The organism is Streptomyces sp. NBC_00258 (assembly GCF_036182465.1).
Lineage (GTDB): Bacteria > Actinomycetota > Actinomycetes > Streptomycetales > Streptomycetaceae > Streptomyces.
In genome coordinates this window covers 1,108,717-1,121,193 of sequence record NZ_CP108081.1, presented here as the reverse complement: position 1 = coordinate 1,121,193, position 12,477 = coordinate 1,108,717, and the positions used below count along the sequence as shown (strand labels likewise).

Below are 12,477 nucleotides of genomic sequence, written 5' to 3'. Positions count from 1 at the left end.
GCATGGGACTGCCGGCGCTGACCTACCGTCTGATGGGCATGGATCTCACTCGGTATGTCGACGACCCTGACGCCAGCGAACCACCCCCACGGGCGGCTTCGGAACGTCGGCGGTGGCCCTGGACCGGCCGCAGACGACGTTCAGACCGGGTGCACTGAGCTTCTTCGAGGTGGCCACTGGTCCGGTGACGGTCCGCGAAGCGCAATGAGCGAGGCTCCCGAGCTGTTGATCGAGATGTCTGATGTCTCAACCACGCTGCTCGGGGGCCTCGTTGGCACATCCTGCCTCACTTGACCTGCCCCACGCGCTCGTGGAGCGGGTCACGATGCTCATCGTCACCCGTGAGGGCGCCCGGCGCTGCAAGCTCCGACCGTCTCATCGCGCGATGGTGGCACTGGTGTACCTGCGCGAACACACCACGCTGGCGAAGATCGCTGCCGGGTTCGGGATCAGCGAGGCCACCGCTCACGCCTACATCACGAACGGCCGAACCGTCATATCGGCCACACCCGACCAGGACATCTCGCCAAGATCCTGACACGAGTTCAGAGCAGAAATCGAATATCCGGCAGCCTGGCCAAGACTACGGGGATCCGTGCGTGCGGTCGATGGGAGAATTGTCGGGCTCTGCAGTTATCCGATCAGCAGCCTGGTTGAGTCCATCGATCACTGCTTGAGTGAGGTACTTTGTAATCATGTGCAGCCTCAGCGCCAGTGCCTGGTCTTCGCTGTGGCGATTTCCGAGTTCGTGGAAAATCTCGGCAGCCCTTGTCTGGGCATCGATGGCTTCTTCGAACTGCAGAAGCTCTCCCAAGGCGATTCCCGCGACAGTCAGAGCGCGCCCTTCACCGTTCCGGTCGCCAATTTCCCTGAAGATCTCGGCAGCTTGAACCGCAGCCCTCATCACCTCCTCGAAGCGGTTCACATCTCGCAGGGCGGCTCCAAGTTTGATCAGTTCGGTTCCTTCGCTATCACGGTCAGACAATTCATGAAATATGTCAACTGCCCTTGTGTGTGCGTTGACTGCCGCCTCGAACTGGCCGGCATCACGCAGGGCGAGCCCGAGATTACTCAGCGCTGCACCCTCGCTGTAGCGATCGGCGGACTCGTGGAAGAAAGTGGCGGCATTTGTGTGCGCGTCGACTGCCTCCTTCAGTCGACCCTCCGCTCTAAGCGTGATGGCGAGGTTGTTGAGTGTCATGCCCTGAGCGTGGATGTCGTCCAAGTCGCGGAAAATTTCGAGGGCTCTTGCGTGATGATCGAGTGCTTCTGGGAACCTACTTAACTGTCTGAGTGCGCCCCCGAGGTTATTGTGCGAGGCACCTGCGCCGTGCTGGTCGCCAAGCTCGCGATAAACGGCCAAACTTTGCGTATGGGCTCTGATTGCATCTTCGAATAGTCCGCTGTAGTCGAGGACGCCTCCGAGGTTCCCCAGCGCCCTGCATTCATTGCGGCGATCGCCGATCTCACGGTAAATAGCAATGGCCTTCTCGAAGTGTCCTATTGACTCTTGGAAGCGGCGCACTTTGGAAAAAGCGATTCCAAGATTATTGATTGCATTGCCCTCCTCGCGGCGGTTTCCGGTCGTCCGAGAGATCGTGGTGGTCTGGTTGGAGAGATCGATCAGGTCATCGAAGTGCCTCCTCCAGTCGAAGAACTTGGTCAGGGCAAAGGCCAGGCGCGTAGCGATAGCGTGGTTTCGCGCCGACGGCGCCTTGGCGGCAGCAAGAAGATTGGGTCGCTCATTTTCTAGCCATTCGAGCGCCTGTCTGCGGCCGGTGAAATCATCGGAGAGGCACTCCTCGGGATTGTCGCCCAGATGGGTAGCGGCTGCCCTTGCCGTATCGAGAAGCCGGTCGAATAAACGCGAGAGACCGTCGCCCTGATCGTTGAAGCCGTCGGTCTGGGAAATCTCGCACGCGAAAAGGCGCACAAGATCATGCATCGACCAGCGCTCTCGATCTGAGATCGAGAGCGTTTCCGTATCGACGGTGGCGCAGTGTAGGAGATGAGCGCGGGCCAGACTGGACAGGAGACGCCTGGTTTCGAAGGTGGTGTGGGCCAGTAGGGCTTCGCTCATCATGGTGGAGATATCCGGACCGGGAGCCAGAGACAGGAGACCGAAGGCGCGTTGTTGCGGTGCGGTGAGGTGTTGGTAGGACAACTGGAACGATGCGCGCACAGCCAGCTCTTCGCTGTCGTATTCCATCGCGTCCAGGCGCGTGCGTTCGTCCTGTAGTTCCGCGGCCAGTGCGCTGAGAGGCCGGTCCTGTTCATCCCTCAACATCGCGCCGATGATCCGCAGCGCGAGTGGCAGATGGCCGCATAGCTTCACCAGCTGCAGTGCGTCCGCGGACTGATGACTGACTCGCTCGTCATTCCTGCCGCCGGCCGTCACAGTCCGGTCCAGCAGATCGACAGCATCGCGCGGAGAAAGGGGGCTGAGGCTAACGGAGTTGACGGCAGAAGCTGAAAGGGTATGGCGGGAGGTGATCAGAGCCCGGTGTGGTGCCCCAGGCAGGAGCCCGGAGATCTGAGCCGGGGTACGGACATTGTCCAGGACCAGCAGGAGCGGCCGGTCCTGTGAGGCCAGCGTGTTGAGCGTCAGACGCCAAGCGTCCAGCGTCTGCGCGATCGTGTTTGGCAGGTCCCTCGGCTTCACGCCTAAGACGCGCAGGAAGCGATCAGCCACCTCTCCCGCCTCGATTGAGCTATGCCCGTAGCCTTGCATATCAACGACGAGAATCCCTCCGGGAAACCAACCGCGGACCTGGGCCTCGTGCGCCGCATGAAGGGCAATTGCGGTCTTGCCTATCCCGCCCATCCCTGCGATCACCATCGTGGCCTCGTGGGAAGCCGGTCCGTCCCCGGGTTCCAGCCACCTCATCACCTGGGCCAGTTCCGATTCGCGGCCAGTGAACACCTGCGGAATGACCGGAAGGGTCACTGGGCCCTTCGGAAGAGCTGTAGAATCGCTCCCTCCGCGAGGTCTCCCACCCTTAGCCGCATTCTTTTCTTGGCGAGCCCGTTCTAGGAGACTTTTCCACCATTGCTCAGGTCGCGCCGTGTAACGGCTGTCTGACTGTACTGCGCGGTTCTGCAGGAATCTGGCCATGGCCAGGAATGAACGTGTGTGTGCGGTGCTTGGTACGGCTTTTCCATTCAGCCAATCGTTGATTGCTGACTTCGACACCTTCCCCGGCGGGATTTGCTGGAGGGCCACGCGAACCAGTGCGTCCAGGGACGGACCTCCTGCTGCCGCGTGAGCTGCCTTCAACGCGTGTTGGAACCGCTGCACTTGCTCGCCCATCCGCTCCCCGTCCTCCACAACTTCCAGAATCGCAAGCTCCAGGAAAACTGCCAAAACACGGCCTGGCCAGCGTACTTGCTTCCCTCCCGCCGACTTGAGGGTCGCTGGAAACCTCCCGGAACCCGCTCGATAGGCGCGAGCAGTCGACCGCATCCCGCAGTCGGCCCCTTCAGGAGGAGATCAGCATGACCTGCACCCAACCCCACATGCGTGCCAAGCGCTTGCTTCGCACGGCTTTACGCGACGTGGCCCTTGCAGCCACCACGGGTGCCGCTGGAGCCTTCGTCACTTGGCTCCTCCAGAGGTGATTGAGTCGGCCGCCTCGGCGACTGTGCAGTATGACGCCGCCTCTACAGTGCTGCGTCAGACGGAGCATCGCGACGTGACGCTCAATGTCTACGTTTACACTGCACATTTGGGATCCCGGGCGGCTGGCGCAGCCCTGTCGAGTGGGACCTGGCCGGGTCTCGGGTCCATCCACGAATCCGCTTACGCGGCGCGCAGCACAACGGCACGAGACTCTTGAACGAGGTCCTGAGCTACGTGAACGCTGCGGATCGTCGCTTGCCAACGAGCGTGCCGCAGCTGCCTGAGTTGGTGGAGTAACTCAAGCCGGCCGTCGATCAATGGCAGACCATGCCGTTTGCCGGGGGGCGTGGCTGGCTGGCACCGACGAGTACCCAGCAGCCGTCGGACGCTTCCGCCCGTGGGCAAGGCCGCGCGGGTCCTCCTTGGGGGGGCATGCCAGCCTGCAAGTGGGGCTCCCGCCCAGCACAGGTTGGCTGGGCGGGAGTTGGTGCAGTCCCCTCCGGTCGTTCTTCAGCACGAGGGAACCGCGCGGCCTTCCAGACGGGAAGGTCCGACGCCCAAGGCATGGCGTCCATTCCATGGTGCGCCCTGCCGCGGTTGTCGCAACGAGTTGTACGTTTTCGCCGCCCAAAGCGTTCGTTGAGCGCTGTTTTCCTTCTGCGGGGGAGCGAGTTGGCGTATTGGGGCGCGCGGTGCGCGGCGGGATCTCCGAGGCTCAGCGATCGCCGGCAGCCGGTGGCTGCATTGTTCCGTGATCTCGTGATCACGTTGAGTGTCGGGCGGGTGGGCCGCCATGCTGTCGTTCACCTTCGACGGCGCGTCAGCACCGCGGCCGAAGTGCCCTTCAGGCGCTTCGAGTTCAGGGAAATGGTGCGATGCCCAGGAAGCAGGTGTGGATCGTTGTCGTGCTGGCGGCGGTCCTCGCGTGGAGCACGGTGATGACCGTGCTGGGACAGCTGGCGGCGGTGGCCGCGTTGCTGCCCTCGCTCGGACTGCTGGTGCAGCAGACCGCCGCTGCGTTCGCCGGGACGGAACCGCGGGCGAGCGGCGCCGTGGATCCTGGTCCGGCCGTGGCCGTGGGCGAGGAGCCGCTGCGATGACGCCTCCATCGGTACCCCAGCAGCAGCCGGCGGAAGACCCGTCCGGCACGAGCGACGGTCAGCCGGATCCGCCGGCCATGCCCGTGGATTCCAGGCGGGCGGCGGTGGTCAGGCGCGGGCGCAAGCCGGATCCGGTGTCGGACAAGGCGGGCCCCTGTCATCAGGCCTGGCTGCACCCGGTGCGCGGCCGGATCTCCGCCTCCGGTCTCACCCTCGACCAGCTCGTCAGCCTCACCAACTACTCCAAGACCCGGATCTCCACGCTCCTGCGCGGTGCCGAGTACTACCCCGGCTGGGAGATCACCTACAGCGTGGTTCACGCCCTGGACCTCCCTGTCTGGCCGCTGCGCCGGCTGTGGACGGCCGGGGCTCGTGAGGCGGACAAGGACCAGGCGTGGATCGAGGAGCGCATACACGAGGTGCGCGTATGGCCCTCTACAAGCGGCAAGCCGACCTCAACACCGCATTCCACACCCGCGTACGCGCCGAGACCGATCAGCTCCCCGAAACAGAGAAGCGGCTGCGGGCGACGGTCGTGAGGCTGAAGACGACCCTCAGCAACCAGCGCGAAGAGATTGCGGAACTGCGCCAGTTGGTCACCCAGCTGACCCTGGCCAACGCCGTCCTCACCCACCAGAACGCTACGTCCGCCGAACCTCCTGGAGCCCCAGACGCCGACAACGTCGTCCCGATCCGCCCGCCGTCCTAGGCCGACTGGCCTTCCCCGGCGCCGAGAACACCGGGGTATTGCCGGCGGTTGATGTTTCAGCTCTTGGCGAGTTCTGTCAGGGCATCGAGGTGGATTGGTGCCCAGCCGAGTTCGTGGCGTGCTCGAGCGCCGCTGAACTGCTGGTCGAGGCCGAATGCCTCGGCAATCGGCCCCATCCGCTGGGCAGCCTCGGAAGGGGTCAACGTGTCGATCCTGCCGGGGCATCCTGCGGCGTGGCTGAGGGCTTGGGTGATGTGGGCCAGCGGAAGGTTCTGGCCGCTGGTGCCGGCGTAGACGGCACCAGCCGGGGCCCGCAGGGCCAGGACGAAGAGTTCGGCGATGTCGTCGACGTGGACCAGCGCCCAGTGGTTGGAACCGTCGCCGATGCATGGCACGGCACCTGTGGTGCGTCCTGGGTCCACGAAGAACGACTGAGCCAGTCCGCCAGAGTGGCCATAGACAAGCCCCGGCATCACGATCACCGGGCGCTGTCCAGTGGCGGCCCTGGCGAGCACTCGCTTCTCGTTCTCCAGCCGCCAGGCAGTAATACGTGGCGGGTTCAGCGGAGCATCCTCATCGACGACCCCGTCGGTATCGCCGTAGACCCACACTCCGCCGGTGTGCACATAGGGGCCTTGTCCCACGCCGGCCTGCAGTGCCTCCGCCGCTGCGCGGTCGATGTCTGCGGTGGCCTCGCTGTAGTCCACTCCGAGATGGATGACCCCGTCGGCCGCGCGGGCAGCCTCGCGGAGCACATCGGTGTCGGTGAGCGCCCCCACAACCGGTGTCGCACCGAGGGCTGCCACCGTGCGCGCCGCCCTGTCACTGCGCGCCAGCGCAGTGACGCCGATTCCTTCTCTGGTCAGGGCCTGGATGGTGGGGCGGCCGATGTAGCCGGAGCCGCCTGTGACGAAGATCTGCATCGCTTTCACGGTCCTTGTCGGTGGTGACGTCGGGTTTTCTCACCACCTTGGCTCCGTGCCGCAGCGCACGTCCAAGGCTTCTTGCGTCGGTATTGATGCCCCCGAGGCATCAGTACTGGGCAGCGGCGATTTCGGCGAACTCCGGAAGCAGAGGGGAGCGACGGCAGTCGCTCCAGGCGAGACAGACCTGGTTGGGGCCAATGTCGTCGATGGGCACATGCGCGACACCGGCATGGGCGTAATAGAGGGCGGCCGATTGCGGAAGGACGAGTACGCCGCCACACGTCGCGACGTGCTCCAGCTTCTCCTCGACGGTGGTGAACAACGGCGCGGGCCCCGCTTCTTTGCCGTCGATCCGCTCGGGGAGGTCTCGCCACTCGGGAACGGCGTCGGGGCTCTGCACGAGCCGTTCGGACGCCAGATCCGCGATAACGACGGACTCCTTGGCCGCAAGCGGGTGGTCCACTGGGAGCACGGCAACGCGCGGCTCCTGAAAGAGTGGACGCAGCTCCAAGCCGCTGTGGTCAACGGGAAGCCGTACGAAGCTCACGTCGAGAAGGCCCTCGTGCACACTTTGGGCCTGGTCGCCCCAGGAAGTGCGAACCACCTGCACGCTCAGCTCGGGGTGACGTGTGGAGAAGGTGCGCACTGCGCCTGTCACGGTGATCCCGGGCATGAAGCCGACGGTGAACGTCGAGGATCCATGAGCGGCCTGCTGAACCCGGCGGCATAGAGCTTGTGCGGCGGCCAGCACGGGGCGCGCGTCCTCCAGCAGTTGACGGCCGGCGGCCGTCAACTCGGTGCTCTGCTGGTTTCTGATGAAGAGCTGCGCGTGCAGTTCATGCTCCAGCGCGCGAATCTGCCGGGAGAGCACCGGTTGCGTGATGTGCAGACGCTCGGCGGCCCGGCCGAAGTGCAACTCCTCGGCCACGGCGACGAAGTAGCGCGTCTTGCGCAGATCGACGTCCACGAAGTCTCCTACCGCTCTGGCGACACGTTGCAACTCATCTTGCGCCCGTGCGGTGCCTGGTTCGCGACTGGTGTAGTGACCGGCGGCGCTTGATCGGTATCTGGCATCGATCTTCCTCGTCTGTCAGCCCGAAGCGGTCTCATCGCCTGCCACGGCCGCACTCCCCGCATCCGGCACACCGGGACGGATACAGGAAGTGCGGCCGTGGCACGCCAGCTCAACTGGGCAGAGCGATATGCGACGGGTGCGTTGTGTCGTGGTGAATGGTGTGTGTGGTGGGCTTGGTGGCCGTACCCGTTGCGGGGCTCTCACCGGTGCCGAGGTTGCGGGAAAAGCGAGGGAACGCCCCGCCGGAGACCTGCAGACGGATGCGGTGGCCGGAGTTGAAGCGGTGCGCTGTGGGGTCCAGGGCGATGCGTACGGACCGAACGTCCCCCAAGGCGGTGTCCTGGTCGGTGCACCGGACAATCCGGTCGGTGACGTTGACGGAGCGGCCGCGGGGATCCACGTCGCACATCCGGACGAACAGGTCGGCGTGGGCGTTGTCGGAGGCGATGTGCAGCTCCACGACAGGCGCGCCATGCACCTCGATGGGGGCGGTGAGCGGATCCGTAGTGAAGACGAGGACATCGGCGCGGGATTCCAGCTTGCGGTTGTCCTTTGCACCGCCGCTGAAAGCCATGATCCTCCCTCCGATGGAGGGAGTTGGATGGGCAGGGTCGTAGCGGAACTCTGTGGTGCTTGACGCCTGGTGAGATGCCGAGTCTGCGAGGTTTCCACCCTGCCTCAGATACCAGGTTGCCTGTCCGGGTGACGTGGGTGGCCACGTGCCGTGGTCCTGCCACTTCTTGGCGCCGCTCACGAAGATCCGCACAGGAGCCGTGCGGCGCACGGGTGCTCGGCCGGCTGTGTGTGCGTCCAGCCAGGCGAGGGCTTGGGGCATAGCGATCTTGTTGTCCACGTTGAGATGTGTCCACGGGCCGATGGTCATGGCGACGTCGACTTCGCGTGCGCGCAGCGTCTCGTACTGCTGGAGCGTCTGGTTGAGGAAAAAATCGTGCCAGCCCCCGATCAGCAAGGTGGGCACCGTCGATTGTTGGAGTGCTTCGGTGGCCCGGAAGGCTTCCCAGTACGGATCGTCCACGTCCGGGTGGTCGATCCACTCGTCGTACCACGGGGCGCCGCTGCCGCCGAGGCTGCTCATGGCACCCCTCAGCGGCAGTTGCGCGAGCGCGCCGGCCAGTCGCTTTTCGGCCCGTGCCATTCGCAGAAGGCTGCCTGGCCCACTGACGGATTCCTGGTGCGACAGAAGGTCGGACCAGCTCATCATGTTGTACAGATCCAGCGGCCCTTGCTGGTAGGCGGCGCGGCTGAGGTCATGCACGCCGATCATGACGACCATCGCGGTCAGTTCGGGTGGCGGGTCCGTCGCAAGCGCCCATTGCGTGAAACCGAGATAACTGCCGCCTGCTGTGGCCAGTCGGCCGTCGAACCAGTCCTGGGTGCGCAGCCAGACGACGGTGTCATGACCGTCCCGGGACTCGCTGACGCCAGGCTTGAAGCGACCTTCGGAGCCGAACGTGCCACGCGTGCTCTGGAGCAGCACGTGATAGCCGCGCTCCGCGTAGAGCTGCGCCGTCAGCATGCTGTACGGGAAACCCCGCCCGTAGGGGCAGCGGACGAGGATGGTGGGCGCGGGTTCGGAAGCGACAGGAATGTAGTGGTCGGCAAGCAGGTGCATGCCGTCCCTCATAGGCACCCGGATCGCGCGTTGTACGCGTACGCGGTTACGTCTGGCCCCCAGCCCCCACAGACGGCCGAGAGCTGCGCCGGCCAGCTTGCTTGCGACGCCAAGGCTCGTGGCAGAGTGGGACGTTGGTGTGGTGGTGGGCATGAGGGCTCCTTGGGTCATGGCTGGGGCGTCGCGTGTGCCGGCCTGTTAGGGCACGGTGTAGCCGCCGTCGATGGGCAGCGCGACGCCGGTGATGTATCCGGACTTGTCGGAGCAGAGATAGACCACGGCGTCCGCGATCTCGTGTGGCTGGGCGATCCTGCCGACCGGATGGGTGGCAAGGAGCGACTTCAAAGGATCCGTCTCGGGGTCCATCGTCGCGATCATCGGGGTCTCGACCAGGCCGGGGCACAGCGCGTTGACGCGCACTCCCAGGGCGGCGACCTCCAGCGCCGCACTCTTGGTCATGCCGATCTGGGCTGCTTTTGTCGCCGTGTATCCGGCGAAGCCGGCCACACCCACCAGGCCCGCACCGGACGACATGTTCACCACCACCCCGAAGCCCTGGGCGGTCATGTGCTTGAGCTCGTACTTCATCGACAAGAAGGTGCCGCGCACATTGATCGCGATCATTGTGTCGAGCATGTCGGTCGAGTAGTCCTGGGTGAGCTGGTACTCCCCGTCGTAGCCCGCGTTGTTCACCGCGAAGTCGAGACGGCCGCTGTCCCCGACGGCAGCCTCCACGGCCGCAGCGACGGCACGTTCATCGCTCACGTCGGCCACGACGGAGCGGGCCGTGCCCCCGCTCTCCTCGATGAGCCGCGCAGTCTGTGTCAGGGTTTCCTGTGTGCGGCCGGCGACAGTCACCAGGGCCCCTTCTGCCGCCAAGGCCAAAGCCGTGGCGCGCCCGATGCCCGAACCGCCGCCGGTGACCAGCGCTGTTCTGCCAGTGAACTGCTGTTGCATTTTTCTTACGTCCCTTACTGAAGAGCGGTGGTCAGTAGCGGGTGGGGGACTCGTGCAGCCCCGGAAGCGCAGCTGAGGGACGGCCGTCCACGGTGGCACCGGCGAACTGCAGGGTCGGTGCGAGTTGCCGGTTGTTGTCGGCCGGGAAGTTCAGCTTGGGCGTCGAGATCTCGTCCAAGGCGGTGCGCTGGGCCTCGCTGAGCGTCACGTCCAGGGCGCCGAGATTGGCCTCCAGCTGATCGATCCGGCGAGAGCCGATCACGACGGAACTCACCCCGGGGCGCCCCCTCAGCCACGCCAGAGCCACCTGGGCGGAGGACACGCCCATCTCGGCGGCGACGGCGTTGACGGCGTCGATCACAACCAGCTCGGCCTCGGTCGGCCCGCCGGGCCGGGCGCGGGTGGTGTCGGAGGGAGCCGTGTTGGAACTCGAATACTTGCCGGACAGCAGCCCTCCCTGCAGCGGCGACCATGGCATCACCCCCATGCCCATCGCCTCGGCCATCGGGATCAGCTCCCCCTCCGAAGTCCGCTCCAGGAGGGAGTACTGCAGCTGAAGCGCGATGATCGGAGCCCACCCGCGCATCTGCGCGATCGTGGCCGCCTCCGCGGTCGCCCAGGCCGGCACGTCGGAGAAGCCGACGTAGCGGATCTTTCCCGCGCTGACCAGGTCGTCGAGAGTGCGCAGCGTCTCCTCGCTGGGCGTGGCGGGGTCGAAGTTGTGCAGCCAGTAGATGTCGACGTAGTCGGTCTGCAGACGACGGAGCGAGTTCTCCAGCTGCTGCACGATCGCCTTGCGGCTGGGCCCACCGCCGTTCGGATCGTTCTCGTACAAATTGCAGAAGAATTTGGTTCCGAGCACGACGCGATCACGCTGGGAGGACTGGCCGGCGAGGTAATCGCCGATAATCTTCTCGGAATGACCGTTGGTATAGGAATTGGCGGTGTCGACCGAGTTCCCGCCACGGTCAAGGTAGGCCGCCAAGATCTTTTCCGACTCTTCGGGACTGCTTCCCCATCCCCAGTCCTCGCCGAAAGTCATCGTTCCGAGGGTGAACGGGCTGACCCGCAGGCCCGAGCGGCCAAGAGTGACGTACTGGTCGAGGGGCATCATGGACCTCCATGCCGATGGAAACGACAGAGTGCCGAAGCAATCGCCGATGACATTCCCCACGGTAAAGAGCGCAAAGGGTTTCGACCTACGTAAATTCGCTCGATGTCTTGCATGATCCGCGCAAGTTTGCCCGGGTAGTGGTCACAGGCGCATCGCAAGAGTGGTTCACTCGAGGCATGAATCACCTGGAGGAACTTGGGCGTCGGATCACCCGGCTCGCCGGAGACGAGCCGGGCCCGCTATGGGTCAAAGACGTGATGGTGTTCGCCAGCGAGCACATGACCACGTCGCTCGGCACCGTCACGGAGCCGATGCTTGCCGTGGTCGTCCAAGGTGCGAAGCGCACCGCCCTGGGCGATCACGTCTTCGAGCACCATCCCGGACAGGTTGCGGTGGTCACCGTCGCCCTTCCGCTGACAGGGCAGGTCATCCGAGCCAGTCGCAGCGAACCGTTCCTCGCCCTCGGCATGCGCCTCCACCCTGCGACGATTGCGCAGTTGCTGGTGGATTACGGGCCCACCGATATCCCGCGTCACGACGGACCGGGCATGGCGATCAGCGACGCGGATGACAATCTGCTCGACGCGCTCGTCCGGCTGATGCGCCTGATGGAGGACCCCCGCGGACTTCGGGCCCTGGGAGCCGGGGTACGGCGGGAAATTCACTGGTGGCTGCTAAACGGACCTCAGGCACCGCTGATCAAGCAGGCCGGGATGGCAGACAGCCGGCTGGCCCTCGTCGCCCGAGCCATAGCCTGGATCAGGTCCCGGTATGACCAGGTGATCCGTATCGACGACCTCGCCTCGCATGTTGGGGCCAGCGTCTCGTCCCTCAACAGGCACTTTCGTGCCGTAACTGCGATGAGCCCGCTGCAATACCAGAAGCAGATCCGATTGCAAAAGGCCCGCATCGCACTCATCACAGCGCCCAACGATGTGGCCGCGATCGGCTACGCCGTCGGCTACGACAATCCATCGCAATTCAGCCGTGAATACCGGCGCATGTTCGGAGCACCTCCGGGACAGGACGCGGCCCGCCTGCAAACCATGACCATAGTCCAGGAGTAGACGCCCGAACCGGACGGCGCCGAGGCCGGCTGCTTGCTCACGCCTGTGCCTGTCGGGCGTTCAGCCGCGTCTCTTCCGCATCCCCCGGCGGGCGCGCATAGGTGTCCCATGTTTCGGTGAACCGGGCGTGACGTGACAGGACTTGGACTGTCTTCGGATCATACTGACCTGGCCCGCCGAGCGCGGAGGTGTAGAAGCCCTTGAGGTCGGAAACGGGTGCATTCAGGAAGACCGGCTCGGGCGAAGACGCGTCGCCATTTCACGTTGAAGTCACTAC

10 protein-coding genes and 1 pseudogene are annotated in these 12,477 nt (G+C 64.8%); 5 read left to right on the top strand and 6 right to left on the bottom strand.

The genetic code is table 11. The features are described 5' to 3' along the window. Positions 1 to 241: 241 nt before the first annotated feature. Positions 242 to 475, top strand: a pseudogene (locus OG718_RS05330) (helix-turn-helix domain-containing protein); the annotation flags it as partial. A 108-nt stretch (positions 476 to 583) separates the two neighbouring features. On the opposite strand, the gene OG718_RS05325 reads toward OG718_RS05330, so the two are convergent. Next, positions 584 to 2,947, bottom strand: coding sequence for an ATP-binding protein (locus OG718_RS05325; RefSeq protein ID WP_328843424.1), 2,364 nt, complete (start codon positions 2,945 to 2,947; stop codon positions 584 to 586). Positions 2,948 to 4,494: 1,547 nt separating this feature from the next. Between OG718_RS05325 and OG718_RS05320 the strand changes: the two genes are divergently transcribed. From OG718_RS05320 to OG718_RS05310, 3 genes are read left to right on the top strand one after another with little or no spacing between them, the layout of a single operon-like run. After that, positions 4,495 to 4,719: a hypothetical protein gene (locus tag OG718_RS05320; RefSeq protein ID WP_328843423.1), complete on the top strand. Its 225-nt coding sequence runs from the start codon at positions 4,495 to 4,497 to the stop codon at positions 4,717 to 4,719. After that, a complete protein-coding gene (locus OG718_RS05315; RefSeq protein ID WP_328843422.1) occupies positions 4,716 to 5,258 on the top strand; it encodes a hypothetical protein in 543 nt (180 codons plus the stop codon). The genes OG718_RS05320 and OG718_RS05315 overlap by 4 nt, the downstream gene beginning before the upstream one ends. Next, a complete protein-coding gene (locus OG718_RS05310) occupies positions 5,255 to 5,428 on the top strand; it encodes a hypothetical protein (RefSeq protein WP_328843421.1) in 174 nt (57 codons plus the stop codon). Before OG718_RS05315 ends, OG718_RS05310 begins: the two co-directional genes overlap by 4 nt. A 56-nt stretch (positions 5,429 to 5,484) precedes the next feature. Here the strand turns inward: OG718_RS05310 and OG718_RS05305 are convergent, their stop codons facing one another. From OG718_RS05305 to OG718_RS05285, 5 genes are all read right to left on the bottom strand, one after another. Continuing rightward, complete coding sequence (locus OG718_RS05305; protein WP_328843420.1) at positions 5,485 to 6,351, bottom strand: NAD-dependent epimerase/dehydratase family protein; 867 nt, start codon at positions 6,349 to 6,351, stop codon at positions 5,485 to 5,487. Positions 6,352 to 6,460: 109 nt separating this feature from the next. After that, entirely contained in the window at positions 6,461 to 7,321 is an 861-nt protein-coding gene (locus OG718_RS05300) for a LysR family transcriptional regulator (RefSeq protein ID WP_328843419.1), read from the bottom strand. Positions 7,322 to 7,538: 217 nt separating this feature from the next. Further along, positions 7,539 to 9,074: a CocE/NonD family hydrolase gene (locus tag OG718_RS05295; protein ID WP_328847688.1), complete on the bottom strand. Its 1,536-nt coding sequence runs from the start codon at positions 9,072 to 9,074 to the stop codon at positions 7,539 to 7,541. Between the two features lie 186 nt (positions 9,075 to 9,260). Next, positions 9,261 to 10,019: an SDR family NAD(P)-dependent oxidoreductase gene (locus tag OG718_RS05290; protein WP_328843418.1), complete on the bottom strand. Its 759-nt coding sequence runs from the start codon at positions 10,017 to 10,019 to the stop codon at positions 9,261 to 9,263. A 31-nt stretch (positions 10,020 to 10,050) separates the two neighbouring features. After that, on the bottom strand, positions 10,051 to 11,133 hold the full coding sequence (locus OG718_RS05285; protein ID WP_328843417.1) for an aldo/keto reductase: 1,083 nt from the start codon (positions 11,131 to 11,133) through the stop codon (positions 10,051 to 10,053). A 176-nt stretch (positions 11,134 to 11,309) separates the two neighbouring features. Between OG718_RS05285 and OG718_RS05280 the strand changes: the two genes are divergently transcribed. Then, positions 11,310 to 12,200 carry an AraC family transcriptional regulator gene (locus tag OG718_RS05280; RefSeq protein WP_328843416.1) on the top strand — a complete coding sequence of 297 codons (891 nt, stop codon included), beginning with the start codon at positions 11,310 to 11,312 and terminating at the stop codon, positions 12,198 to 12,200. The last annotated feature ends 277 nt before the right edge of the window (positions 12,201 to 12,477 follow it).

Excerpts from the sequence above, each read along its gene's own strand:
- OG718_RS05320 (WP_328843423.1), top strand. The coding sequence starts at position 4,495 with ATGCCCAGGAAGCAGGTGTGGATCGTTGTCGTGCTGGCGGCGGTCCTC.
- OG718_RS05315 (WP_328843422.1), top strand. The coding sequence starts at position 4,716 with ATGACGCCTCCATCGGTACCCCAGCAGCAGCCGGCGGAAGACCCGTCC.
- OG718_RS05305 (WP_328843420.1), bottom strand. The coding sequence starts at position 6,351 with ATGCAGATCTTCGTCACAGGCGGCTCCGGCTACATCGGCCGCCCCACC.
- OG718_RS05295 (WP_328847688.1), bottom strand. The coding sequence starts at position 9,074 with ATGAGGGACGGCATGCACCTGCTTGCCGACCACTACATTCCTGTCGCT.
- OG718_RS05290 (WP_328843418.1), bottom strand. The coding sequence starts at position 10,019 with ATGCAACAGCAGTTCACTGGCAGAACAGCGCTGGTCACCGGCGGCGGT.
- OG718_RS05285 (WP_328843417.1), bottom strand. The coding sequence starts at position 11,133 with ATGATGCCCCTCGACCAGTACGTCACTCTTGGCCGCTCGGGCCTGCGG.
- OG718_RS05280 (WP_328843416.1), top strand. The coding sequence starts at position 11,310 with ATGAATCACCTGGAGGAACTTGGGCGTCGGATCACCCGGCTCGCCGGA.